Here is a 26427-nt window from a genome sequence, read left to right on the forward strand (position 1 = left end):
TACCTTAAGGTAAATAAACCGCGCAACTTGTTCTGTTTTCGCTGCTAATTCGCGATAATTGGATTATACTAATAGAACAGTTTTTCAATGCTAATTGAACAAGTTGCTTAATATGCGTGCATCAATAATCTTTTTTAGATTAAATCATCGTTCCATCATCGTTACTGTAACAACAATTATGCTTATGTTATGGAGCATAATATTTAGTTGTGCATGGGCGATTACTCCCAGTAATTTACCAACTCAAGAAAGTATTCAAAATCAGCTTAATTTATTAAATAAACGCAGTGATTTAAGTGCAGAAGATAAGCTGACGATAAGTGATTTAGAACAATCGCTTTTAATGCTTGATAATATTCAACAATTAGAAAAAAAATCCACAAGCTATAATAAAAGCATTGAGCAATTACCTGAAAAATTGCGCACAACACAGAATCAACTTAATCAATTAAAACAGAAGATAGCGAATAATGAAGCGGAAGATTATCGGCATTCATTAGATGCTTTGACATTAACAACATTAGAATCTCAATTAGAAAATGTATTACAATCTTTGCAGAAATCACAAGATGATTTAGCTAATTACAGTAATGAATTGATTGTGTTACAAACACAACCAGAAAGGGCACAATCTGTTTTATTTGGTAATTCGGAAAGATTGCAACAAATAAGAAATGCATTAAATAAAAGCAGTTCTGATAAAGCACAAATGCGACCTTCAATGGTTCAATTACTACAATTAGAACAATATTATCTTCAGCAGCAAAATAACTTCCAAAAACGCACTTTACAATCCAATGTACAGTTGCAAAGTTTATTGCAACTCCAGCGTGATTATAGCTCAGCATATATCGATCTTTCTCAAGAACATGCACAACTAATTCAAGAAGCATTAAGTGATAAACGCCTTGATAGTTCAGAAGAAACAGCGAAAGAAGCGCAAACAACAGAACTTGAAAACCAAACAATTCAGAATAATACTTTTTATCTGGCACAAACGGAGCTTAATAAGCAGCTTAGTGATAAGTTGATTGTTACTACTCAAAATAATAATGAGCTAAACCGCCATAGTTTAATGGTAAAAAACCGTTTAGACCGTGCGATTCAATCTGAGCGTAATTTAAAAGAGCAAATAGATGTCCTAAAAGGCAGCTTATTGTTATCTCGCATTTTATTTGAAGAGCAAGTCGACTTACCCGATGGAATATTTATTAATAACCTACCGGATAAAATTGCCGATCTGCGTTTAGAACAATTTGAGATTAATAAACAGCGTGATCAAATATTTCAGCCTAATCTCTATATTGATCAATTAATGAATGAGTATCAATTAGCACATCCTAATGAGCTAAATGAAACAGAGCTTAACGAGTTACGCAGTGCACTAGAACAGTTGATTGATGCCCGTCGAGAATTGTTAGATAAGCTCAATAGCCAATTAGGTAATCAAATTTCAGAGTCCATTAATCTACAGATGGATCAACAGCAACTGCGAAGCGTTGTGGGTTCATTAGAAAGTACACTCGCACAGCAAATTTTCTGGGTAAGCAGTAATAAACCGATAAACTTAAGTTGGTTTTCTGCTTTCCCTACTCAAGCCGTTGCTGAGTTTCAAGGTTTTAAACTTAATTGGTCAAATGAAAATCTGCTGATCGGGGCTAAAAAATCACTTCCTGTACTGATTACACTTATTGCCTTTAGTTTACTGATAATTTGGCAACGTAAAAAATTGAATGTTGAATTCGATAAATTAAGTGCAGATATCAATAAGTTGAACAAGGATTCACAATTACATACTCCGCTAGCATTGGCGATAGTGTTTATTAAAACCTTGCCACTTTCATGTATTGTGTTGGCTATCGGATATTGGCTAATAAATAGTTTTAATGTGCAACAAGAGTTTATTTGGTCATTTGCTTGGCAATTTGCCGTATTTTGGCTGATGTTTGAATGGTCTTATCGATTAATGTCTGATGCAGGGGTTGCTGTTAAGCATTTTAAAATTCCTGTAGAGCGCGTTCAACAAAACCGTAAACGCTTATTACGTTTATCTATTCCTATGTTGCCCGTTATTTTACTCTCAGCTTATGGCATTAATAATCCATTATTACTGGTGGGTGATGTTATTGGTCAGCTTATTGCCATTATCTCTCTCTTTTTTATTAGCTTATGTGCGCTGCCATTTTGCCGTGAAATGTGGCAAGAGAAAGGCAATCATGTCGTCAGAACCGTTGTTATCACGCTACTAACTTTTTCTCCATTAATATTAATGGGACTGGTTATTTTGGGTTACTACTATACCGCACTGCGTTTAGCTAACCGCTGGGTTGATAGTTTGTATCTGCTTATGTTGTGGTTTATCGCTTATCATGCAAGTTTAAGAGGACTAACGGTTGCCGCAAGACGATTAGCTTATCGTCGTGCTCTTGAACGCAGACAGGCAATGCTTAAAGAGAAAAAAGAGAACGAAGATAATAGCCTGGAGCCAATTCAAGAGCCACCCATGGATATGGAGCAGATTAATCAACAGTCATTGCGATTAACAACAATGATTTTGTTTATTATCTTTGCATCGAGTTTTTATGGCATATGGTCTGATTTTATTACCGTATTTACTTACCTTGATGGTATTACACTATGGCATTATAGTTTGCCAACAGAATTAGGTAATGTAATCAAAGCGGTAACAGTCGCTGATCTATTATTATCGGTTGCGATTATGGCTATTTCTTGGTTTATGACACGAAACCTACCAGGATTATTAGAAGTGCTCATTTTATCGCGTATAAAATTACAGCAAGGTGCTTCTTATGCGATTACCACTATTTTAACCTACATTATTATTGCGATAGGAACCATTGTTTCACTAGGAATACTCGGTGTTGCATGGGAAAAATTGCAATGGCTCGCAGCTGCGTTAACGGTGGGATTAGGGTTTGGTTTACAAGAAATTTTTGCCAACTTTGTCTCAGGTTTAATTATTCTATTTGAACGACCAGTAAGAATTGGCGACACCATAACTATTGGCACTTATTCAGGGACAGTAAGTCGTATACGTATCAGGGCAACTACCATTACAGATTTTGATCGCAAAGAGGTCATTATTCCTAATAAAGCGTTTGTAACAGAGCGTCTTATTAACTGGACATTATCTGATACTGTCACCCGTATTATTATTCAAGTGGGTGTCGCTTATGGTTCTGATCTCGATAAAGTAAAAGAGATCTTAATGAAAGCAGCAAAAGACAATCCAAAAGTAATGACAGAGCCAGAGCCCGTTGTATTATTTACTGAATTTGGTGCAAGTACGCTTAATCACGATCTGCGTTTTTATGTAAGAACGTTAGGTGATCGAAATATTACGACAGATGAAGTTAATCGCGCTATTGATAAACTGTGTAATGAAAATGATATTAATATCGCGTTTAATCAACTAGATGTGTATTTACATAATAAACAAGGTGATGAAATACAAGAGGTTAAACGTCCTCTAGATGGTTCAACACCGCAAGCAAATACCCCGTTTAATTAAGGATTGAAATTTAGTTAGCTGATTGATTTACCAATTTTTTTTCATAATCTTGGCGAACAATATCAAGTGCTTCAAGCACCGTTTGTGGATCAACGTGATTGCTCTCTAGCAAATAGATGAGATCAACAGCTAACTGAATTGATTTTGGCGCATCTTTTAAATTCATACACTCACCTTCTAATATTTGTCTTCTTGCTTTTCAATGCTTTTTTCGATGGAATACAGCGCATTTTTACAGCGAGCTAAACGGTTTTCAAGTGCCGCAATCTCTTTTTGTAACTCTTGTTGGCGGGTAAATCCTTGCGCCTGTGTTAATTCAAGCTCTCTATCTTGGATCATGGTGTGTAATCTGCGCTCGTAATCCTGATGTTGTGCAAGTTTTTGGTATAAATCAGTGCTTTTTTTCCGTTGATTAAGTTGGTTCTCTTGCTTTCTTAGATTTTGTGTCGATAATTCACGAGTTAATGCTTCAACTTGTTGTAGGATTTGTGTTGCCAGAAATTTAACTTGCTGGCTTCGTTGTGCTTCAACACAAGCGATTAACTGGGTAAAATTATCGCGGATCTGTTGCATATAGCCGCCAAGTGAATCACTTCGGCGGTGAAACAGTGCTGTGTCGAAGCAAGGTGCCGCAATTTTTTTGTTTGCGATAGGCGCTAGTGCTTCGGCGAGATTGTCGATCTGTTTTTCAAACAAACTCAATGAATCTATTTTTTTCATCTGTTTTTGTCTCTATTTTTATGAAAACTGAATTGACTTAAAGCAACAAAAAAGAGTTGTTAACTGGCTTTCTGTTGCATTTTAACGGCATATTGCATAGATTCTATCGTTTCGTTTTTTATTTATGGCACTGATTATGACTGCTAACGCGCAACAACTGCAATTTATTAAAGACAGCATTGAAACCATTCCTGATTATCCAAAAGAAGGGATATTATTTCGTGATATCACCACACTTTTGGATAACCCTGCTGCATATCAGGCAACCATCGATTTACTGGTAGAACACTATCAGGGTCAGGGTATCACTAAAGTTGTTGGTACCGAAGCTCGTGGATTCCTGTTTGGTGCACCAGTCGCTTTACGTCTAGGTGTTGGTTTTGTACCTGTTCGTAAAAAAGGTAAATTGCCTCGCGAAACACTCAGTGAAACTTACGATCTGGAATATGGCACAGATACTTTAGAGATCCACAAAGACAGTATTACGAGTCAAGATAAAGTATTAATGGTTGATGATTTGTTGGCAACAGGCGGCACTATCGAAGCAACCGCTCGCCTTATCCGCCGTTTAGGTGGAACGGTTACTGAAGCTGCATTTATTATTTGCCTGCCAGATTTGGGCGGTATTGAACGCTTAGAAAAACAAGGTGTTCACAGCTTTACACTGGTCGATTTTCCAGGGCATTAATTTTCAAACAGTTTAATAAAAACAATTAATTAAAACGTTTTTATTAAACTAATAGGCTAATTGCTAAGTTACAGCAATTAACCATGGTGATAGTGCGGGTGCATTTTGTGCGTTTTCTCAATGCATAAGGCCCGCACAATTGTTACTCACACCTGTTGTTCTCTAAGCTAATCACTGATGTTAACTTCATCAATATCTCATTTGTCTCTTACAAATCTCGCTCAAGAGGTCTTCCCTGTGTTAGCATAGAGATAAATCTCGTTCAAATTTAGCGGAATCAATGAGCTATCAGGTACTTGCCCGTAAGTGGCGCCCACAAACTTTTAACGATGTTGTCGGTCAACGTCATGTATTGACTGCGTTAGCTAATGGTCTTGATCATCAGCGACTTCATCATGCCTATCTTTTTTCTGGTACTCGCGGTGTCGGAAAGACCACTATCGCCCGATTATTTGCCAAAGGGCTTAATTGTGAAACAGGTATTACAAGTAAACCTTGTGGTCAATGTGCTAATTGCCTTGAAATCGAACAAGGTCGTTTTGTTGATTTAATTGAAATTGATGCGGCATCAAGAACAAAAGTAGAAGATACGCGAGAACTTCTCGACAACGTTCAATATGCACCTGCTCGTGGACGCTTTAAGGTTTATCTTATCGATGAAGTCCATATGTTATCGCGTCATAGTTTTAATGCGCTATTAAAAACGCTAGAAGAGCCACCAGAGCACGTTAAATTCTTACTCGCTACAACTGATCCTCAAAAATTACCTGTCACGATTTTATCGCGTTGCTTGCAATTTCATCTACGCGCTTTAGATATTGACCAAATTGCAACGCAATTAGAAAAAGTGTTGTCAGCTGAGCATATTGAAAACGATGCAAGAGCACGCCAACTGATCGCTCGCGCAGCTGATGGCAGTATGCGTGATGCATTAAGTTTAACAGACCAAGCCATTGCGAGTGGTGAAGGTATTGTTAGTGCTGAAGTCGTCAGCCAAATGTTAGGTACTATTGACGATGCACAACCCCTTGCATTGATTGAAGCGCTTGTTAAAGCCGATGGGCAACAGGTAATGGCATTGGTGAATGAAGTCGCCTCACGAGGCACTGATTGGGAAAATTTCTTAGTTGAAACGCTCTCATTACTGCATCAAATTGCGATGTTGCAGCTATTACCTAGCGAAGAAAAGCCACAAGAACAATTTACTCAAGAGCGTTTACGGTTATTAGCCAAATCAGTATCACCTCAAGATTTGCAGCTTTACTATCAAACGCTGCTTGTGGGGCGAAAAGAGTTATCTTACGCGCCAGATAGACGTATGGGGGTAGAAATGACACTGCTAAGAGCATTGGCATTTCATCCTAAAACGGTAATTGACGAAGTGTATTCAGCACCATTAGTGCAAACATTACCTTCAACCTCATCGTCAGAAAGTCGAGTATCTAGCCATTATGCGTCACAAATGGCGCATAACCATACTCAACAAATAGCACCTCAAAACGCGTTATCTACAGAAAATAATGCCGCATTAGGCGATAGCCCAACAGCACAACTGCTAAGAGCACGACAGGCGATAAGGGGAACTGAACAGAAAACCCCGCCAAAAAAGCCTGAACCGGCGACGCCCCGACAGGCGAAGCCGGCTGCTAGTGCATTAGAGCGGCTAGCAGCCGTAAGTGAAAAACGGCAACACGTTGTCGCTCAACATCGTCAGTCAAATTCTGCTTCTGGAAAAAAGAAAAAAGAAGCTTACCAGTGGCGACCACAAAACCCAGAAATAGAATCTACCCAAAATGTTGTTTCTTCGCCTAAAGAGATCAAAGAAGTTCTCGAATATGAAAAAACACCAGAGCTTGCCACTAAAATTGCTAAAGAGTCATGGGAACGAGATGCATGGGCGGCCGAAATAGAGAAAATGCCACTGCCAAAATTGATTCAGCAGTTGGCATTAAATTCGTATAAAGAAACGGTAAGTGAAAACGAAGTTATTTTGCATTTACGAACTAAACAGAAACATTTAAATTCTGCAAATGCGTTACGTACACTCACAAATGCGTTAAGTGAATTGCATGGAAAAGCAATTTCACTCACAATTATAGAAGATGACTCACCAGCGGTTAAAACACCACTGGAATGGCGGCAAGCCATTTATGATGAAAAATTGGCGTTATCTCGCCAATCGATTATTACGGATAAAACAATTCAAACATTGCAGCAATATTTTGATGCTGAACTGGATGAAGAGAGTATCCGACCTGTTTAATCGCAACATTTTGTATAAATAGATACAGTGTGGCTTTTACAAAGAGAGACAATTATGTTCGGAAAAGGTGGTTTGGGTAATCTGATGAAACAGGCCCAACAAATGCAAGATAAAATGCAGCAGATGCAAGAAGAGATCGCGAGCTTAGAAGTCACTGGTGAATCCGGTGCTGGCTTAGTGAAGATCACTATCAATGGTGCTCATAATTGCCGTCGTGTTGAAATCGATCCTAGCCTGCTAGAAGATGACAAAGAGATGTTAGAAGATCTGATTGCCGCTGCTTTTAATGATGCAGCTCGTCGTATTGACGAAACGCAAAAAGAAAAAATGGCATCTGTTTCTAACGGAATGCAATTACCACCAGGCTTTAAGATGCCATTCTAATGCAAACGAGCCCACTTCTTGAATCATTAATGGAAGCGTTGCGTTGTTTGCCCGGTGTTGGGCCAAAATCAGCGCAGCGAATGGCTTTTCAACTGCTTCAACGTGATAGAAGCGGTGGTATGCGATTAGCACAAGCGTTAACGCGAGCAATGTCTGAAATCGGTCACTGTTGTGATTGCCGAACCTTTACTGAAGAAGAGTCTTGCACTATTTGCAGTAATGTTCGACGTCAGCAAAATGGACAGATATGCGTAGTGGAAAGCCCCGCTGATATTCATGCTATCGAGCAGACAGGGCAGTTTGCTGGTCGATACTTTGTCTTAATGGGGCATTTATCGCCTTTAGACGGTATTGGTCCGATGGATATTGGTTTAGATAGACTAGAAGAGCGTTTAAGCCAAGAGACTATTTCAGAAGTTATTTTAGCCACAAACCCAACAGTTGAGGGTGAAGCGACAGCCAATTATATTGCGGAAATCTGCGCGCAATATGATATTACTGCGAGCAGAATTGCTCATGGTGTTCCTGTTGGTGGCGAACTTGAAATGGTTGATGGCACAACACTTTCACACTCTATTGCTGGACGCCAAAAGATCCGTTATTAAATCATCTAGTTAATTAGTATGATAATTTATTTAAGAGCATCTTTGGGGTAATACCTAAAGGTGTTTTTTTTCATAGGTACAATTTTATTCTGTGCAATACTTCGCATTTTTATTTATTTCGTTTTTTTTAGAGCAAAAAATCTTTAGGTTTATCAGAAATATCTTTATCTTTACTTGATAACCTTTTTCATTCTAATGAATTCAATATCTTTATGTTACATTGTTAACCATGTTAATAAGGAATGACTTAATGATGGAGCATCCAATGATCCCTGACGTAGCTTTAGTTGATAACAGCGAGCAAAGAACGCCTCTTATTTTGGTGTTAGATAGCTCAGGTAGTATGTATGGCGAACCTATTCAACAATTAAATGAAGGCCTGAAGTTACTAGAACAAGAGCTCAAAAATGACGTTATTGCGGCTAAACGTGTGCGTATTCTTGTTATCGAATATGGCGGATATGACCAATGTACCGTTCATGGTGATTGGAGTGACGCAATGGACTTTACCGCGCCCGTTTTAGAAGCAAATGGCACAACACCAATGGGACAAGCTATTTCTTTAGCATTAGAAGAAATTGAAGCTGAAAAACAGCGATTTAAGCAAGCGGGTGTTGCTTATACGCGCCCTTGGTTATTTTTAATGTCGGATGGCGCACCAACTGATATGTGGGAGCAAGCAGCGCACTCATGTCGCCAAGCTGAAGAGAGTCAGAAAGTGGCTATCTTCCCTATTATGGTTGAGGGCGCAAGTGCTGAGATCATGGGCAGTTTTACACGTAATGGCATCAATGGTGTAAAAATGCTGAAAGGATTGCAATTTAAAGAGCTCTTTTTATGGTTAAGTGCCAGCATGCAAGTTGTCTCACAGTCAACGCCGGGTGGTACTGCGCAACTTCCTTCTACTGATTCTTGGGCGAGTGTACCTGTTTGATGAATGATTGGTTAATTTATGGGGCATCTGTTATTGGTGTCGCTCATCAAGAGCGCCAAATTCCGTGTCAAGATGCCTATTTTGTTCGCCGTAAAGGCGAATATTTAATTGCTGCTGTTTGTGATGGTGCGGGGTCTTCGCGCTATAGTGATCAAGGTGCAAGGTTAGTTTCTCGGCTATTTACGCTACGAATTACCGAATGGCCAGATATCTATCTGCTGACTGAAAAACAGGTAAAGCAAGGTGTGCATCAACTAATTGAAGATATTCGCCTACAACTTGTTGAATATGCAGAAATAAAACAGTGTTCCCTTAACGAATATGCGTCAACATTAGTTGCTTGTTGGATAGGCGATGAAGGTGGCTATTTATTTCATTTAGGTGATGGCATTGCGGTTGTTGAGTTCAGCGATGGCTCTAGCTATGTTTCACAACCTGAAAATGGCGAATATGCTAATCAAACATGGTTTGTGACATCAGAAAGCTGGCAAGCACATCTACGCGTTATTCCATTAACCAAACCAGTTACCCAAGTTGTTTTAATGTCTGATGGTGTACAGCCTTTTGCGATGAATAAAAGCGGTGATGCCCTGTATGAGCCTTTTATTGAGCCTGTAATACGCTATTTGAAAACAGTTTCTGAAGATCCAGGAAGTGAAGCATTAGCTGGCACTTTATCAGATCCCCGCACTCACTCAATTACTGGTGATGATAAAACACTGGTTGTTTGCTTTAGGAATGAAGAGTAGTGGCGAAGGCAAGCAAGAAAAAATCCAATATACAAAAAGTAGATGCAGCAATAGTTAATCAAGCATCATCTATTCAATTGCAAGATGAAAGCGGCGCGATTTATCAGATAGGTAAACTGATAAAAAGTGGTGGTGCGGGTAGTGTTAGTCATATTAACAACGCCCCCAAACAGGTATCTAAGATTTATCACGATAAAATTGATAAAGCCTATTATCTGAAAAAAATCACCGCAATGCAGGCATTAAAACCTACATTAAAACCCGTCACAGTAAATAATACCCCGATTATTCAACTCGCATGGCCTGAAGCTCGTTTATACAATAATCAAAAGCAATTTGTCGGCTTTGTTATGCCTGAGTTGGATGTTAAAAATACCATCGAATTAGAATATATTCTGCAAGAAAGACAAGCAAAAGCCCATGGATTACCTACTGGAATGGGTGCCAAAGTGAGTTTGGCTTATAACCTATGTTCTCTGATTGATGCACTGCATCAGCAAGGACACCGTGTTATTGATATGAAGCCGCTTAACTTACGGTTTTATAAAGCTAGTTTGTATATGTCTCTGCTCGATTGTGATGGTTTTAGTATTCAAGGTGAAAATACACGTTATCCAGCAGGGCAATTTACGGTTGAGTATTTGGCTCCTGAATTCCAAAACAAGCAGGTTGTGCCTGAAAATCAAGAAGAGCGGCAAGACCGATTTGCATTAGCTGTTATTATTTTTCAGTTATTGAATTTTGGTATCCATCCTTTCAGTGGTAGCCCAAAAAATGACACTGTGCCCACCGATATTCCAAGGCGCATAGCAGGGAATTTTTATGCCTATGGTATAAAAGCCCATAATCTAATTACGCCAAATATGGTGAGTGGTCATAAGCATCTTCCTGATACACTCCGCCGACTTTTTGATAAAGCCTTTTCTGGCGCACCCTCTCAACGACCAAGTGCTAAAGCATGGGCGAATGCGCTTTATGACTATGCGCAGCCTGAAAAACAGCAGATGTTGGTGTGTAAAAATGATAACAACCACCAGCACTTTTCAGGTAAAGCGTGTGCGGCTTGTGCAAGAGAGACCCAATTACAACAAGTTGCGATAACACAAAAGAAAAACAGAGCACAATTAGAACAAGCTCGTCAAAAACGTGCTTATAAAGCGAATGCCAATGTAAGGCAAGCTTCTCCTAACGTGGTGATGCCAACACTTCCAACACAACCGCTACCTACACCCGCGTTTGTTATCGCTGCTAAACGTATTCTTAATAAAATTCCTAGGGTTATTTCTCATACCTTTTTAGCTATGGTGATCCCTGTTATTTTTGGACTACTGTTGATGTTTTTTATGCCTCAAGGGGCAAATAGCCAAGATGGTTTTGAGTGGATAAACCAGCTTTTAAAAGATGATTATATTCAACAGTGGTTTGTGGCATTTTTAAGTGTCATGATTTTAATGATTGTTGCCGTCGTTTTGTTGCTTATTTTTGTTGTTCCTTCCATGTCGATTTTAAAAAGAAAACCTTAATCAGTGGAGGAATAATATGAATAAATATCTTAAATATACGCTTCTACTGCTTATCTTCCCAACTGTGCTTCTGCCTTTTTGGTTGCCTGCTTTTTTAATGATTATCCTAAATGCCATTGATGGGGTTAATGCCCAAATATTGCCATCATCAATCATTTTTGATGAACGTAACTTCCTGCTGGGATTATGGTTAGGTTCGTTAATTATGATGATTGTGATGTTATTGCAATCATGGCGCAGTAAAAATGGGTTTTATCTTTTGGGTGCTACCTTAGTGGTGTTTATGACCGTTTCGGTATCGCTGACTATTATTCCACATTCAGAGCTAGAAAATCGTCGTCGTACAGTGTTACAGGATATTGCTGCTTATCAATGGCGTGCTTATCATCTTAGTGCTTTGGAAAAACAAGAAAATATTAATAAAGCAATCTTTTCTAAACCACAAAAGGCGATGGAATACCTTAACCAGCTCAATACACAACGAAAAAATTTACCTGCACTGAATTATTTAGCTGAAGATTTAACTGCTGCAACCGCGGCAAAAGCGGATTATTTAACCAGCGAAAAAGAGACGACAATACAAAAAGAGGCGATTAAAACCCTCGCTTTTTACGCAGATTGGTTATTAACTCAGCCAGAAATAGTGATAACTCAGGCGTTGTCATCACTTTTTACACCCAATGATCCTCAGCTAGAACTCACGGGTATTAACGTATTGTTATCAGCGCCACTGATGGTCGAAGCTTGGCAAACAATAGCATTGACTCATATTGTAAAAAGCCAAGCTAATCTTGATTTAGAGAAAGCAACTGCCACATTGATGGTTGCTGATATGCTAGAGAGCAATAAGAGCGGCTATCACAGTCAATCATTACAAACATTACTTAAAAAAGTTGTTGCTGAACTACCTAAAGAGCAGCAGCAAGCTTATCAAATATTACAAGCTAGGGTGGTCGAAGAGCGTTACTATCGGCAAAAAATGACGCCACCAGCAGAAATCACAGCGTTAGCTAATCAACGATTAATGCTTAACTATATCGTTAACAGTAAATATACCGTTTCTGTAGCCATGCATTCGATGACGAAAAAAGAGCATCCTGGCATTGTTACTGTTGAATCACCTAACGAAATACAAAATCTGACTGAAGTAAGTTATCCATTAATTAACCAATATATTCCTTATGCAGATGTAATTTTATCTGTAGATGTTGATGCTCAAGGTCGGGTTTCTGGGTTATGGATCCAACGAAGTAGCGGTATTGAAAGCTTTGATTATGAAGCATTAAAAATTGCACTTCCTTGGCGATTTATGCCAACCTCAAACGGTTATAGACAGCGTGTAACCGTAAAGTTTGAGAGCTCACGCCTTGGTCTCGGGCAATATACTGTTGAGCAACAGCCAACGATAGAAAAATTAGCAAGAGCGTATGCAAGGCAAGATACAGCAGCTATCTCTACTGCTGAAAATGAATTTAAACAAGTGCAAAAACGTGCACCTGAAAAAAATCAGGCGCAAGACACATATCGTTCAACTAATGAATATTACTCTTCTTATCAAACAGGATATAAGCAACAGCAAGAAAAACGGGCTGTATTACAAACAATCCTAAAAGAGTTACAAACATTACCAAATGGTGAGAATAACCACGAAAGTTGGAATAATAGTTTAGATTTTTTAAATGAAAAACTCGTTATGCATCAAGATAATGACGATGTTGTTAGAATGGTTGCTCGCTTTGAATTGCAATATTACAACGTAGGGACAAACAACCTTGCGAAAGAGCCAGATATTTATCCTCAAGATAAAAAATATTGGCAAGGTTTGCTATTTAAAGCTCGTCATCACTTTGAACAGGCAATTGGACTGACTCCTAATCGTGAAGATGTTTGGCTAGGTTGGGCAATTACATGGTTAGATGAAGATCCTGAACTTGCCGCTGGGGCATTTGCTAAAGCCGCGCAGTTAAAATCAACAGAAGAGATAGCTTCTGTATTGCAAATGCTAGAAATGAGAATGGTGATGAATACGTTAGAGGGTGTCCGTTTAGATCGCTATCAAACATTACGAGCAAGAATGGATATGCGCTATCTACCTACAAATGCTAAAAGTGATGTTGAAAATGATTATCTCAGTAATGAGTTAACGCAAATTCAGTTAGCTCAGCGACCCATTCCAGCAACCAATCCTGATAGTAAAATAGCGCGTATTCCTTTAAATACAATTGATATTAAAGAGTCTAACCGCGTATTCAGTATCGATTTTTCTGCTGCAAATATTAAAGCGAGCTCTCAAATTGTCCCTAAAGTGAATGTACCAGAAAGCGCGCCTAAAATGGGCGACATGATTTTACAACTCGATATTGATGCGAAGGGTGTTCCTACTGTCGTAATGATCAAATCAGGCAGTGGCAATTTACAAATTGATAATGCGGTGGTTGATGCGGCTTATCAATGGCGTTTTAACGCAACACCAAAAGGAAATGTGACACTTATTTCCGTTCAATTTATGAAAGCAAGTTCTTAAATACTCTCTAAAGTGCTTTCGCCAGAAAGCACTCCTATCCTGAAATGGGCAATATGCTCCCATAACTCGACATTGATGCTAAGGGTATTCCTTCTGTAATAATGATCAAATTAGGCAGCAGTACCTGCAAGTTGTTAATATGGCAGGTAATACTGCTTATCATTGGCGTTTTAACGAACGCTAAAAGGAAATGTTATTCCTGTTCAATTTATTAAAGCAAGTTCTTAAATATTCCCTAAAGTGTATACGCCTGAAAACGCTCCTATCTTAAAGTGGGCGATATGACCCCATAACTTGATATTGATGCTAAGGCTGTTTCACCGTAGTAATGACAAAAAAGGGAAGATTTTTTTATATTTAGTCGTTTCCTAACTTATTGAAAGTCATAAAATTGTTATCTAGATCACAAAAAAACACGCTTTACAAAATGTTATAACCACTTAAAGAAGAAAACAGACCGCTTAATTCGTTATACAACCGCTGAGGGATTTAATCTCTCCATTAACGAGTCATTCTTCTTATTATGTAGCAGCGGGCAGTCGTCTCTCATATTCGCTCAAATTATTCTCGGCTGTTCCGCATTACTCTTTGGCTGTTCGGTCTTGCCTGAAAAAAAGGTGTCTCATGAACAAAAATGCATTTCTAAAGCACGTACCTTGGGTGATCCTAGGGATTATTGGTGCTTTTTGTCTCTCAGTTGTTGCGCTACGTCGTGGTGAACACGTCAGTGCATTATGGATAGTTGTTGCTTCAGTTGCTGTTTATCTGGTGGCTTACCGCTACTACAGTCTTTATATCGCTCAAAAAGTGATGAAGTTGGATCCAACTAGAGCAACACCTTCAGTTATTAATAATGATGGTTTGAACTACGTTCCAACTAACCGTTATGTTTTATTTGGTCACCACTTTGCGGCTATCGCAGGTGCGGGTCCTTTAGTTGGTCCAGTTCTTGCCGCGCAAATGGGTTATTTACCTGGTACGCTCTGGTTATTAGCTGGGGTTGTACTTGCTGGTGCAGTACAAGACTTTATGGTGCTGTTTATTTCAACACGCCGTAATGGTAACTCTTTGGGGGAGATGATAAAAAAAGAGATGGGACCTATTCCGGGTACTATCGCTTTGTTTGGTTGCTTCCTGATCATGATTATCATCCTAGCGGTGCTTGCACTTATTGTTGTTAAAGCATTAGCAGAAAGCCCATGGGGTGTATTTACCGTTTGTTCAACAGTACCTATTGCCCTGTTTATGGGTATTTATATGCGCTATATCCGTCCTGGTCGCGTCGGTGAAGTGTCAGTTATTGGTATTGTATTGTTGATAGCTGCGATTTGGTTTGGTGGTGTTATTGCTCACGACCCTTATTGGGGACCTGCATTAACCTTTAAAGATACCACTATTACCTTTGGTCTGATTGGCTATGCGTTTGTTTCTGCACTATTACCAGTGTGGCTTATCCTTGCGCCACGTGACTACTTAGCAACTTTCCTAAAAATTGGGGTTATCGTTGGTTTAGCGGTTGGTATTGTTATTCTGAACCCTGAGCTGAAAATGCCTGCTGTTACTCAGTACATTGATGGTACGGGTCCATTATGGAAAGGCGCATTATTCCCATTCTTATTTATCACCATCGCTTGTGGAGCGGTTTCTGGTTTCCATGCTCTGATTGCATCAGGCACAACACCTAAACTTATCGCAAACGAAATGGATGCACGTTTTATCGGTTATGGTGCAATGCTAATGGAATCATTCGTTGCAATCATGGCGTTAGTTGCTGCATCTATCATTGAACCGGGTCTGTATTTTGCAATGAATACACCACCAGCAGGATTAGGTATCACAATGCCAAACCTGCATGAATTAGGTGGCGAAAATACGGCAGTGATTATGGGTCAACTACGAGAGGCAACCGTTCATGCCGCTGCAACCGTAAGTTCATGGGGTTTTGTGATATCACCAGATGAGATTTTACAAACGGCTAAAGATATCGGAGAGCCTTCTGTACTGAACCGTGCTGGTGGTGCGCCAACCTTAGCTGTTGGTATCGCAATGGTGTTCCATAAAATTATCCCTGCTGCTGATATGGGCTTTTGGTATCACTTCGGTATCTTGTTTGAAGCGTTATTTATTCTGACAGCGCTTGATGCAGGAACACGTTCTGGTCGCTTTATGCTACAAGACTTGTTAGGTAACTTTGTTCCATTCTTGAAAAAAACTGACTCCTTAATTGCTGGTATTATTGGTACTGCAGGTTGTGTTGGTTTATGGGGTTATCTGTTATACCAAGGTGTTGTCGACCCATTAGGTGGTGTTAAGAGCTTATGGCCGCTGTTCGGTATCTCTAACCAGATGTTAGCCGCTGTTGCGCTAGTATTAGCTACCGTTATCTTAATTAAGATGAAACGCACTAAATACATCTGGGTTACCGTTGTTCCTGCAGTATGGTTATTAATCTGTACTACATGGGCATTAGGATTGAAACTCTTTAGTAATGATCCACAAATGGAAGGCTTCTTCTATCTAGCAAGTGAATACAAAGCGAAGATCTTAGCGGGTGGTGCTGAGTTAACAGCAACAGAAATTACCAATATGAATCATATTGTCATTAATAACTACACCAATGCTGGCTTAAGTATTCTGTTCTTAGTGGTTGTTTATAGCATTATTTTCTACGGTTTCCGTACTGCAATGCAAGCACGTAAAAACCCAGAAAAATCAGATGAAGAAACACCCTATGTACCTATGCCAAAAGACGTTAAAGTGTCCTCAGGTCACTAATCTAAGGTAGATGGTTATGTCACCCCGTACTGGCTTGCTGGTACGGGGTCTTATCTCAGGAGAAACGTATGTTTGGTAATTTAGGACAAGCTGGAAAATATCTAGGACAAGCTGCACGTATGCTGGTGGGTATTCCTGATTACGACAACTATGTTCAGCATATGAAAGATAATCACCCAGATAAGCCATTTATGACTTATAACGAGTTTTTCCGTGAACGCCAAGAAGCACGTTATGGCGGCGGAGATGGTAAAGGTGGTTTTCGCTGTTGCTAATAATCGGTAAAGGAGACAAATGATGGCGCCTATTGCGGTCACAATACTGACGGGTTTTCTAGGTTCAGGTAAAACAACACTTTTACGTCACATGCTTAATGAAGAGCATGGTTATAAAATAGCGGTGATTGAAAATGAGTTTGGTGAAGTGCCTATCGACGATGAAATCATTGGTGATCGAGCGACTCAAATCAAAACACTGACCAATGGTTGTATCTGTTGTAGTAAATCCAATGAACTAGAAGACACTTTACTTGATCTCTGCGACAGCCTTGACCGTGGTGAAATTGAGTTTGATAGATTAGTGATTGAATGTACTGGTATGGCAGATCCTGGTCCAATTACTCAGACTTTTTTCTCACATGAAATCATCTGCCAACGCTATTTATTAGATGGCATTATTACCTTAGTTGATAATGTTCATGCTCAGCAGCAACTTGACCAATTTACTATTGCCCAATCACAAATTGGTTATGCAGACCGTCTTTTATTAACCAAAACTGATGTTAAACCAGCATCTCAAGAACTCCTTGCTCGCTTAAGACGTATGAATGCACGAGCGCCGGTTTATACCGTAATTAATGGGCAAATAGATTTAGGGTTATTGTTTAACGTAAAAGGTTTTATGTTGAGCGATAGCTTAGAGGTAAAACAGCCTTTATTTCGTTTTCAGGCTGAAAAACAAGATGATATTAGCTCTATTGTCTTGAAATTTGACTACCCAGTTGAGTTGCAACAAGTTTCAGATGTAATGGAAAAACTGTTACTTAGCTTTGCGGATAATCTGTTGCGTTACAAAGGCATATTAAATATTAAAGAGCAGCCTAATCGCTTGTTATTCCAAGGCGTACAAAGACTTTATAGTGCAGATTGGGATAGACCTTGGCGTGATGATGAACCGCGTGAAAGCACACTCGTTTTTATTGGTATTCAACTGCCAGAAGACGAAATTAGAGCAAGTTTTGACGCACTAATGAATAGCACAGAAATCTGCTAATAAACCAAATACCTGTAGTAAGTGTTAGAAAGAGAAGTAAGAAGTGGCTGTAACCGTACCGTAGTCTCGTAGGCAGTAAATAGCAGTAATGACAGTAAATAGCAGTAAACGAATATTGAAGAAGCTCCTAACTTGAGGAGGATCCTGTTCCTAGGATCTTATTTTTCACCCCATAATGACCAACATTATGGGGTGCTTTTTTTATGACATAGTGAGAGTTAATTAACCGTTAACAACGGCTTTATATTCCATAATCTCGATAATTTGTACATCAGTATGTTGCATTGCTCGGCTGGCTAACGCACAAAGGTTTTCAATTGTGGTATCAACATTATGTGTCACGATACCATCGTTACCCGTTACACAAGTATTATCTAATGCCATTAAAACTGCTTTATAAGCGGCACTTGCACCTGTTGATACTTTCATTGCACAGCTATTAGATGCGCCATCACAAATTACACCGCTAATATCACCAATCATGCTACTGATAGCCATTGCCATTGGTTCGTAACGTTCTTCCATTAACCATGCAATAGCACCAGCTGCACCCATAGATGCTGTTGTTGCTGCACATAACGCCGATAACGCAGGAAATTTATGGTGAATATAGATAGCTAACAGATGCGAAAGCATCAGTGCCCTTGCCGTTTTAGCTTCATCTGCTTTTAAGTATTCGGCAACAACAACAACAGGCATGGTTGCCGCTATTCCTTGGTTACCTGAACCAGAATTACTCATTGCAGGCAAAATAGCCCCACCCATACGTGCATCAGAAGCGGCTGAGGTACGGATCATTATCTCGGATAATAGATCTTTGGCGAGCAATCCACGTTGTTGTTGGCGTTGTAATGTTTGACCAATATGTAAGCCGTAAGTATTGCTCAAACCTTCTTTTGATAGTGCATCGTTTAAGTGAGCAGACTCAAGAATAAATGCTATCTCTTCAGCGGGGACTTGTGTAATGAATTCATAAATTTCTTGAGTGTTGGTATTTGTAAGTGCTTCTTTTATTTGGCAAGGAGATGCAGCTTGTTGTGCGTTATTATTAGTTTTATCAAGAATAACCTTATCGTTATGAATAACTTTAACAATATTGGTGTGATTACCCGCAATAATAACTGTTGCACTGTTTTCGCCATCTTCAATAGTGACTTCAGAGTAAAGAACTTCTTGGCACTCTTTTTTTATCGATACGCTGACAACCCCTGATGCTAAAAGCGCTTTACTGGCTTCTACATCTTCAGGTGTGGCATGTTTTAGTACTTCTAAATCGGCTTCACAATCACCACCAATAGCACCTAAACTTGCAGCAATAGATAATCCTACCATTCCAGTTCCTGGTACAGTAACACCCATACCATTTTTCATTAAGTTAGGAGAAACTTCGGCGGTAATTCGGGTAATGTTGTGCTGTAAATAGCTAGCCGCTTTTGCTGCTGCCAATGCAAGAGAAATAGGTTCAGTACAACCTAAAGCGGGTTTTACTTGTTGTTTAACTGCGGCTATCAATGTGTTCCAACGAGAGGATAATTGTTCTTTCATCGCATCGCATCCAATAAACTATATGAAATTTCAAGGGGTTATTCTTTTTTTAGTATTCTTCATCATACTGAATTTAGCAGAGAAAGTTTTTCCCGAATTTCCTACTTTCTTGTAAATATTAAGAAAATAATACTCTCCGAGTAATGCGAATTGGAAAAAATTTTTATTTATGAGAGTAATGATAGATTTGAGCGTATGTTTATCAGTAATGGTAGAGGTAATAGGCGATTGATATTTTTGATTGAAGGTTATTAATAATTATTGCTCATGTTTAATAAACATTTAATAGAGAGAACTGTTTTATATAATTATGTAATAAAAATAATATACTAATATAAAGTTAAAATAAAAGGCAATAGAATGAATAAATCATTCTATTGCTAGTATAATAAGCATACTTAATGTGGGCTAACTCAAAATAGTTAAATAAATGGCAATGAGTGGAGAACCGATTACTAAGCACCATTTTTTAACACAATGAATACTATTCTGTTTTTTTAGGTGAGTATAAGAATAACTCCTTGTTATTTTGTTAATATTCTTATGTTTATAATATTGTAAATAAAAATTATAAATAGAATTTTATCATGATATTTAAATAGTTCTCTATTATTTGTTATTTATAGCATTAGCCATAAAATACGGTCGCTTATTTTTAATATGTTTATTAATTGAAAATAATCTGAGGCAATAAATATTGCCCCAGATTGATCTATTAATAATAGAAAATAGCAATAACGGTACAGTGGAAAACAAATCCAACCATTAACGGTACTACCGTTCTCTTAACAACATCAAAAGGCTGTAACTTAGCACCGCTTGATACGGCAATAATAACACCAGCAACAGGAGACATACCGCGCCCCATATGTGACGCTTGTTGCATTGGTAAAATCATCGCAATTGGGTTAACTCCCATGCTATGAGCGATTTGTGGGATCAGCTCAACGAATGCCAAGAAAGGTGCATTACCTGAACCCATAATAATTGCAGCTGCTAATGTGACGATAGCGAACACTAACGCCATTGCAAAAGGAGGTAAGCCAACAGATTCAGCCATAACAATTAAGCTATCTATTGCGCCACTCACCTTAATACCATGAGCAAAAACACCTGCTGCAACTAATAATCCCACCACATTACTAAACGCAGAACCCATCCCTTTTAGGAAATGTTGGAAGCCAGCACAAACTAATTTGAAGTCACGTAGACGTAGTGTTTCAATTAGCATACAAATTGCCATTGAGATCAATACAATAGTAACAACATCAAGGTTAATGCCAACAACAAACAGGCTAGATGAACCGACTGCCATAATAATCGGTAACATTGGCAGTAGGGCATAAAACCCAGGTACGTTTTTATTGCTTTTAGCCTCTTCAGAGATTTTACCTAACTGAGGAATAAACCCTGATTTGCGGTCACAGTGACGTTGCCAGAATATATGGGTGATACCAACAGCCAACACGGTTGCAATAGCCGCAGGGCCTTGATAGTAAAGCACATATTCGACGACACCTAGATCAACTGCTTTAGCACCACGAATTGCGTCAATAGCGGTTGGTGTATAAGCAACACCTAATGATGTCGCGATAACACCCGCAGCAGATGCCGGTGATAGACCTAGACCGATCATAATAGGGAACATAGTACCCATTAACAGAACGGCTAACCCAGTTGCTGAAGGTATCGCAAGTTGTAAAATACTCGCCAGTAAGAAAGAGAAAAACAGCAGCACATAAGGTGAACGCATGTTTTTCAATGGACGAGTTGCAACACGCACAACGGCTTCATTTGCACCAATATGATCCATATAATGAGCAAATCCCATCAGTGCCATAATCATCAGACCTAAATCTGCGGCTCGGCTACTAAAGAGATCACGCATTACTTCAAAAGGGTCTAACCAGCCAATTCCTGTTGTTTTGACATTTTTAGGTAAAATATCCCCCCAACCAAATGCCATTGTTAGCGCCATTAGCACTAAACCAGCAACTAATAAAACGGGCTCGGCTTTATATCCCTTTAAAATCATCCTAGCGACAATAATTACAACAACTAAAACCGCAAGGATTTGAATCATGCTTTAGCTCCAGGGGCAAAACGTTTAGCGGTGATTTGTACGACAGATTTCAGTACATCGCTTGCAGCATAAAGTGATTTAACAGGCAGATATTCATAAATTGAGTGGAAGTTATGAGCACCCGTAAAGATATTAGGGCAAGGTAAGCCATTTTGAGACAATGCTGCGCCATCGTAACCACCACGCATTGGAATTGGACGTGGTGTAATTCCATTGGCTTCATAAGCAGCAACGGCAATATCGATAGGATAGCTATTATCGCCTTGTAGGCTATTAAAGACGTTAGCGTAACGGTCTGCTTGTTTACAAACGACAGAACCTTCACCCCATAAACCTTCACAATATTCTGAAAGCTGTTTTAAAAATGCCATACGATGCGCATAGCCTTTTTCGGTGAAATCACGCACATCCATTTTTAATACAGTACGAGCACTATTACCGGCTAATTGTTTTACCCAATAATAACCTTCGCGGCCATCTGTATATTCTGGTGCTTCGCCACCAGGTAGCATAGCGACAAATTTGTGAGCCATTAATAGTGAGTTTTTCAGTTTACCTTTTGCAGACATTGGGTGTGCGGAAGCACCTGTAAAGGTAATTTCAACATCACCGGCATTCCAGTTTTCATACACTAATTCACCAATCCCACAGCAATCGAGGGTATAAGCAAAATCAGCACCAAACGCTTTTACATCAAAGGCTTTAGCACCGCGTAAACCTTGTTCTTCATCAGGAACAAAGCCGATTTTCACAGTACCATGTTTTACATCTGGATTTTGTTTGAAATATTGCAGCATATCCATAATTGAGGCGATAGCGGCTTTATCATCAGCACCTAATAGGCTTGTGCCATCAGTAACAATAATGTCATCACCAATATAGTTTTCTAATTCAGGAAACTCGCCTTGGCGTAGATAAATATCTAATTCTTTATTTAAACAGAGGTCACCACCTTTATAAGGTAGGATTTGTGCTTTTGTATCGTTAGTTTGTTCAGCACTCGTATCTAGATGACCAAAAAAGGCAACCGTAGGGACATCATAATCAAGGTTTGAAGGAAGTGTCGCTGTAACAATTGCTGTATCACGGATTTTGATATCTTCGACACCTAAAGCTTTTAATTCTTCAACTAATTTTAGCGCTAGCACTCGCTGACCTTCTGATGAAGGCATAATACCAGCTGCGCCATTTTCCCTATTTGTGGTGGTGTTAACTTTTGTATAAGAAATAAATCGTTCAACGAGATTCATTATTCGACTCCATTGCGTTTGATTTTTTTGTATTTTCTCTGTTAAAGCTTAGTTGTCTCATTTATTGGAAAGGGCAACACCTACTTGTATCATAAAAAAACCAATAGGGAATTAGGGAAAAATAATTATTTTTATAAAAAAAGTTTAATGTTGATTAATATTTAATTTTTGTTTTTTTATTTATTAATAAAAATCGTGTTTTTTGTAGTTGACGTTATTTTTTTTAACTTATCTTGATGTTTTTTGTGATCTTCATCATAAAAAAACAAATTTAAACATAAGATATTTATTGGTAGAAAATAATCAATCATTTATTTAAATGAATTATTATTTTAAACAATTATGTTTTATTGATTTTTTGTTATTAAACTGAGAAAAATGACGAAAAAAGTATGACTTATTGATAGAAAGTCACTATGACATACATATATCCTCTTGATATAATTAGGAGGATTTATGTATATTAATAATTTTGTTAGAAGTACTATTTCAGCAATAACTAATATTGAAAGTAAAAGTAATAAAATTAAAAGTAACTTAAGTGGAATTATAGTGGGTTGCTACAATACAATTGTCAGTTTTATTAATCCTATTTTAAATAAAAATATAAATCAAATCGGGTTGCGAAAGAGCATATCAGGTTTTGAGAATGAAATTAATTTAGTTGAGAATAAAAAAACATCATTGAACAAAGAAGAAATAAAAAGTGATGAGGTTATTAATAATAAATTCGCTTATGTCTTAAGAAAGTTAAAAAGTGATGAAATAAAAGAAAGTGTGATTAATGATATTGTTGAAAGCTTGGAGAGAGATACAACATTAGATAAAGATACAGTTACCAAATTTAAGAATGAGTTAAATATAAACACTAAAAATATAGTGTTTCAAGGTGATAAAAATTCTTTAAATAAAAGCAAAAACTCTTTTTTTCAATCAATGTTAGAGACTATATTAAATGCAGATGAAAAAATAAAAGTAAAATTTCACTCCATTGATTCTTATAAGTTTTTTCTATTAGAAAATATCAATAATGCTATTGATAATATTTTGTATAGAGATTGATTTTTTATAAAATCTTTAAAGGTATCAATTTTGCGTATGGTAGATAAATGATAGAAGGATAGAAAGTAAACTATAGAATAATGATAACATTAAATTAATAGGGTAGTAATTATGTACCTTAATAGTACAAGCACCATATCACAAAGAAATTTATCAAGTTTATCAAATTATATATCAGATACTGATCTCAGCATTAATCAAAATTCGGTATTATCAATAGAAAATTCATCAAATAAATTTTTTGATGTTAAATATTCAGTGAGGGAATCTGCAAATGTGGTAGAAGAACCCATTTATATGGATATGAGTGGTAAAAGCGCTTACCTGAAAGGAAAAATTTATAATTCAGATTCAGATTCAGATTCAGATTCAGATTCAGATTCAGATTCAGATTCAGATTCAGATTTATATTCAGATTCAGATTTAGATTCAGATCCATATCTAGATTCAGATTCAGATTACGTTGATATCAATGAGATTATTAATTATTCTAAAAAAAATAAAATAATAACTAATGACGACATTGTTAATGAATTAATAATAGATAAAGTAATAATTGATGAAGAAATAATGAGTTATAATAGTCACAAGGAATTAAATAATATTTATGCAGATCAATTTGATCGGTATGTTTCTTTAACGAATTTAATAAAAGAAAGTGATGATTTTATATCTTTGGAAATAAATGAATTAATTAATAAAGAGATTAATGTATTAGAAAGTGATTTTTTGAAAATGAAAACAAAAATGATAATAAATTTATCAAATCTAATTGAAACCCCTGGTTTTAAAAATAAACTTCTTTTGGAAATGAATGAAATACCCTTGAGTGAGTTGATTTTAAGAAAAGATGATAATAATTACTATATGACTAATCTTTTTTCTAAAATATCACAAGAGTATTCTAAAAATATCAGTTATTTAAAAAACAAAGATATACAAAGAATTAATAATATTTCAAATTCGATAATTAGTTTAGTGTTAGCTAAATATGATAAAGAAGGTATTATTTGATTTTTAAGTAGGGACCTATTGTTAAAGCCTGACAATATTATTATCAGGCTTTTTCGTATTTAAAGATCTAAACGCTTAGTTTGCCACTTGCGAGAATACCAACGCCACGCATTAGTTAGACCACGTAGCCACTCATCACAAAGAAAACCAATCCAAATACCAATTAAGCCCATCTCCATTTTAATGCCGAGGAAATAACCCACAGGAATTGCGATACCCCACATAAAACAGACGGCGGTGATCAGTGGAAAACGCGCATCACCCGCAGCACGTAGGGCGTTTACCATGACGATATTGAAAGTACGACCCGGCTCTAAAAAGACCGACAAAATAAACAATGGTAATAATTGGTCAATAATACGCTGATCATCTGTAATTGAATAAAGAATAGGATCACGCATAAACCAATAAATAATCACAACAATAATAGTAAAAATCACACCCATTTTAAGGCTTTTAACACCGCGAATATAGGCATCATCAAATCGTTTTGCACCGACTAAATGCCCCACTAATATTTCGTTACCAATACTAATCGCAATACCAAATAGCATTAAGAATAATGACAATTGGAAATAGAGTGTTTGTGCTGCAAGAGGCACTTCACCCATTAAGCCAATAAATGCAGAGGCTGTCATATAGTGTAAAATCCACACTAGGTTTTCACCTGCAGCAGGTAAACCAATATGTAGGATTTTCCCTAACATATTCTTAGACCAGATAACTAAAAGTCTTATATCAAACTTAATACGTAAGCCGTAGAACAATAATCCACAAAGTAGAACAACAGCAATGATACGACCAACGACAGTAGACCAAGCAACGCCCACTAAACCATATTGTGGTAAACCAAAGAAGCCATAGAGCACAATCATATTACCAATAACGGTAACAATGTTGGCAATCAATGTCACATACATAGCGGCTTTCGATTTACCATAAACACGTAAACATGCCGCTAAAATGATGGAAATAGCTTCAGGAATAAGACAAATACCAAGAATATGCAGGTAATTGTAGCCATCTTGTACTAAATGCTCTGGCGTATTCATTACATTAAGAATACGGTAGCCAAAGAAAAGAATAACAACGGCACTAATAAAGCCGAGCAAGAAGTTAAATGCGATAGAAATATGAATTGCCTGACTGGCTTTTTCTCGTTTGCCCGCGCCTAGATATTGAGCAATAACGACACTACATCCCACACTAATAAAGTTAAATATAGTGATAAAAAGGTCAAAGACTTGGTTACCCACGCCCATTGCAGCTAAATAAGCCGTAGAAACGTGGCTTATCATGTAAGTATTGATTAATAGCGTGGCGAGATGGAGAAATATATCAATAAATATTGGCCAGCTAAGAGAATAAAGCGAACGATCCGCTACATCAGACTGATGCATTGAAAACCTTCTTAAAAAACAGAGTGAAAAAGTGTTGTAAATATAATCAGTGGGAAAATTTGGATTCTACATGGTTTACTTATACTGGAATAGTGTAATTAATT

Annotated in this window: 20 protein-coding genes; 14 read left to right on the plus strand and 6 right to left on the minus strand. The window is 37.7% G+C overall.

Going from position 1 to position 26427, the window contains the following annotated elements:
• Window positions 1-112 precede the first annotated feature (112 nt).
• Window positions 113-3532: a mechanosensitive channel MscK gene (gene mscK / locus ABN099_RS04690; RefSeq protein WP_349462523.1), complete on the plus strand. Its 3420-nt coding sequence runs from the start codon at window positions 113-115 to the stop codon at window positions 3530-3532.
• Between the two features lie 10 nt (window positions 3533-3542).
• On the opposite strand, the gene rsmS is transcribed toward mscK, so the two are convergent.
• Both rsmS and priC read right to left on the minus strand, forming a co-directional pair.
• Entirely contained in the window at window positions 3543-3698 is a 156-nt protein-coding gene (gene rsmS, locus ABN099_RS04695; protein ID WP_349462524.1) for a pleiotropic regulatory protein RsmS, read from the minus strand.
• 11 nt (window positions 3699-3709) lie between these two features.
• Window positions 3710-4252, minus strand: coding sequence for a primosomal replication protein (gene priC / locus ABN099_RS04700; RefSeq protein WP_349462525.1), 543 nt, complete (start codon window positions 4250-4252; stop codon window positions 3710-3712).
• Between the two features lie 136 nt (window positions 4253-4388).
• Between priC and apt the strand changes: the two genes are divergently transcribed.
• The 11 genes from apt (at window position 4389) to yjiA (ending at window position 17969) form a co-directional block, all read left to right on the plus strand.
• Window positions 4389-4940 (plus strand): adenine phosphoribosyltransferase, encoded by a 552-nt coding sequence (gene apt / locus ABN099_RS04705; RefSeq protein WP_349462526.1) that lies wholly within the window; start codon window positions 4389-4391, stop codon window positions 4938-4940.
• 280 nt (window positions 4941-5220) lie between these two features.
• Window positions 5221-7203, plus strand: a complete 1983-nt coding sequence (dnaX, locus tag ABN099_RS04710; protein ID WP_349462527.1) for a DNA polymerase III subunit gamma/tau — start codon at window positions 5221-5223, stop codon at window positions 7201-7203.
• 54 nt (window positions 7204-7257) lie between these two features.
• Complete coding sequence (locus ABN099_RS04715; RefSeq protein ID WP_064719073.1) at window positions 7258-7587, plus strand: YbaB/EbfC family nucleoid-associated protein; 330 nt, start codon at window positions 7258-7260, stop codon at window positions 7585-7587.
• Entirely contained in the window at window positions 7587-8192 is a 606-nt protein-coding gene (recR, locus tag ABN099_RS04720; RefSeq protein WP_349462528.1) for a recombination mediator RecR, read from the plus strand. Before ABN099_RS04715 ends, recR begins: the two co-directional genes overlap by 1 nt.
• Window positions 8193-8442: 250 nt before the next feature.
• Complete coding sequence (locus ABN099_RS04725) at window positions 8443-9126, plus strand: vWA domain-containing protein (protein ID WP_349462529.1); 684 nt, start codon at window positions 8443-8445, stop codon at window positions 9124-9126.
• Complete coding sequence (locus ABN099_RS04730) at window positions 9126-9875, plus strand: PP2C family serine/threonine-protein phosphatase (protein ID WP_349462530.1); 750 nt, start codon at window positions 9126-9128, stop codon at window positions 9873-9875. Before ABN099_RS04725 ends, ABN099_RS04730 begins: the two co-directional genes overlap by 1 nt.
• Complete coding sequence (locus ABN099_RS04735; protein WP_349462531.1) at window positions 9875-11398, plus strand: protein kinase domain-containing protein; 1524 nt, start codon at window positions 9875-9877, stop codon at window positions 11396-11398. The genes ABN099_RS04730 and ABN099_RS04735 overlap by 1 nt, the downstream gene beginning before the upstream one ends.
• Before the next feature lie 16 nt (window positions 11399-11414).
• Window positions 11415-13922: a TonB family protein gene (locus ABN099_RS04740; protein WP_349462532.1), complete on the plus strand. Its 2508-nt coding sequence runs from the start codon at window positions 11415-11417 to the stop codon at window positions 13920-13922.
• Between the two features lie 624 nt (window positions 13923-14546).
• A complete protein-coding gene (locus ABN099_RS04745) occupies window positions 14547-16697 on the plus strand; it encodes a carbon starvation CstA family protein (RefSeq protein ID WP_349462533.1) in 2151 nt (716 codons plus the stop codon).
• A 68-nt stretch (window positions 16698-16765) separates the two neighbouring features.
• Window positions 16766-16972, plus strand: coding sequence for a YbdD/YjiX family protein (locus ABN099_RS04750; RefSeq protein ID WP_064719079.1), 207 nt, complete (start codon window positions 16766-16768; stop codon window positions 16970-16972).
• Between the two features lie 22 nt (window positions 16973-16994).
• Window positions 16995-17969, plus strand: a complete 975-nt coding sequence (yjiA, locus tag ABN099_RS04755) for a GTPase (protein WP_349462720.1) — start codon at window positions 16995-16997, stop codon at window positions 17967-17969.
• Between the two features lie 222 nt (window positions 17970-18191).
• Here the strand turns inward: yjiA and ABN099_RS04760 are convergent, their stop codons facing one another.
• The 3 genes from ABN099_RS04760 to pepT form a co-directional block, all read right to left on the minus strand.
• Window positions 18192-19514, minus strand: a complete 1323-nt coding sequence (locus tag ABN099_RS04760) for a serine dehydratase subunit alpha family protein (RefSeq protein WP_349462534.1) — start codon at window positions 19512-19514, stop codon at window positions 18192-18194.
• 715 nt (window positions 19515-20229) lie between these two features.
• Complete coding sequence (gene dcuC / locus ABN099_RS04765) at window positions 20230-21597, minus strand: C4-dicarboxylate transporter DcuC (RefSeq protein ID WP_349462535.1); 1368 nt, start codon at window positions 21595-21597, stop codon at window positions 20230-20232.
• Window positions 21594-22847, minus strand: a complete 1254-nt coding sequence (gene pepT, locus ABN099_RS04770; protein ID WP_349462536.1) for a peptidase T — start codon at window positions 22845-22847, stop codon at window positions 21594-21596. Before pepT ends, dcuC begins: the two co-directional genes overlap by 4 nt.
• A gap of 456 nt (window positions 22848-23303) precedes the next feature.
• Between pepT and ABN099_RS04775 the strand changes: the two genes are divergently transcribed.
• Window positions 23304-23909, plus strand: coding sequence for a hypothetical protein (locus ABN099_RS04775; RefSeq protein WP_349462537.1), 606 nt, complete (start codon window positions 23304-23306; stop codon window positions 23907-23909).
• 111 nt (window positions 23910-24020) lie between these two features.
• Window positions 24021-24923: a hypothetical protein gene (locus ABN099_RS04780; RefSeq protein ID WP_349462538.1), complete on the plus strand. Its 903-nt coding sequence runs from the start codon at window positions 24021-24023 to the stop codon at window positions 24921-24923.
• Between the two features lie 59 nt (window positions 24924-24982).
• Here ABN099_RS04780 and ABN099_RS04785 read toward each other — a convergent pair whose 3' ends face one another.
• Complete coding sequence (locus ABN099_RS04785; RefSeq protein WP_349462539.1) at window positions 24983-26323, minus strand: MATE family efflux transporter; 1341 nt, start codon at window positions 26321-26323, stop codon at window positions 24983-24985.
• Between the last annotated feature and the right edge of the window lie 104 nt (window positions 26324-26427).

This window comes from Proteus hauseri, from assembly GCF_040139125.1.
In the GTDB taxonomy this organism is placed as follows: domain Bacteria; phylum Pseudomonadota; class Gammaproteobacteria; order Enterobacterales; family Enterobacteriaceae; genus Proteus; species Proteus hauseri_B.

What these genes read in the sequence shown, in the direction of transcription:
- recR (WP_349462528.1), top strand. Translation starts at nt 7,587, where the DNA reads ATGCAAACGAGCCCACTTCTTGAATCATTAATGGAAGCGTTGCGTTGT.
- pepT (WP_349462536.1), bottom strand. Translation starts at nt 22,847, where the DNA reads ATGAATCTCGTTGAACGATTTATTTCTTATACAAAAGTTAACACCACC.
- ABN099_RS04715 (WP_064719073.1), top strand. Translation starts at nt 7,258, where the DNA reads ATGTTCGGAAAAGGTGGTTTGGGTAATCTGATGAAACAGGCCCAACAA.
- dcuC (WP_349462535.1), bottom strand. Translation starts at nt 21,597, where the DNA reads ATGATTCAAATCCTTGCGGTTTTAGTTGTTGTAATTATTGTCGCTAGG.
- ABN099_RS04725 (WP_349462529.1), top strand. Translation starts at nt 8,443, where the DNA reads ATGATGGAGCATCCAATGATCCCTGACGTAGCTTTAGTTGATAACAGC.
- rsmS (WP_349462524.1), bottom strand. Translation starts at nt 3,698, where the DNA reads ATGAATTTAAAAGATGCGCCAAAATCAATTCAGTTAGCTGTTGATCTC.
- mscK (WP_349462523.1), top strand. Translation starts at nt 113, where the DNA reads ATGCGTGCATCAATAATCTTTTTTAGATTAAATCATCGTTCCATCATC.
- ABN099_RS04760 (WP_349462534.1), bottom strand. Translation starts at nt 19,514, where the DNA reads ATGAAAGAACAATTATCCTCTCGTTGGAACACATTGATAGCCGCAGTT.
- priC (WP_349462525.1), bottom strand. Translation starts at nt 4,252, where the DNA reads ATGAAAAAAATAGATTCATTGAGTTTGTTTGAAAAACAGATCGACAAT.
- ABN099_RS04785 (WP_349462539.1), bottom strand. Translation starts at nt 26,323, where the DNA reads ATGCATCAGTCTGATGTAGCGGATCGTTCGCTTTATTCTCTTAGCTGG.
- apt (WP_349462526.1), top strand. Translation starts at nt 4,389, where the DNA reads ATGACTGCTAACGCGCAACAACTGCAATTTATTAAAGACAGCATTGAA.
- dnaX (WP_349462527.1), top strand. Translation starts at nt 5,221, where the DNA reads ATGAGCTATCAGGTACTTGCCCGTAAGTGGCGCCCACAAACTTTTAAC.
- ABN099_RS04745 (WP_349462533.1), top strand. Translation starts at nt 14,547, where the DNA reads ATGAACAAAAATGCATTTCTAAAGCACGTACCTTGGGTGATCCTAGGG.
- ABN099_RS04730 (WP_349462530.1), top strand. Translation starts at nt 9,126, where the DNA reads ATGAATGATTGGTTAATTTATGGGGCATCTGTTATTGGTGTCGCTCAT.
- yjiA (WP_349462720.1), top strand. Translation starts at nt 16,995, where the DNA reads ATGGCGCCTATTGCGGTCACAATACTGACGGGTTTTCTAGGTTCAGGT.
- ABN099_RS04750 (WP_064719079.1), top strand. Translation starts at nt 16,766, where the DNA reads ATGTTTGGTAATTTAGGACAAGCTGGAAAATATCTAGGACAAGCTGCA.
- ABN099_RS04775 (WP_349462537.1), top strand. Translation starts at nt 23,304, where the DNA reads ATGTATATTAATAATTTTGTTAGAAGTACTATTTCAGCAATAACTAAT.
- ABN099_RS04740 (WP_349462532.1), top strand. Translation starts at nt 11,415, where the DNA reads ATGAATAAATATCTTAAATATACGCTTCTACTGCTTATCTTCCCAACT.
- ABN099_RS04780 (WP_349462538.1), top strand. Translation starts at nt 24,021, where the DNA reads ATGTACCTTAATAGTACAAGCACCATATCACAAAGAAATTTATCAAGT.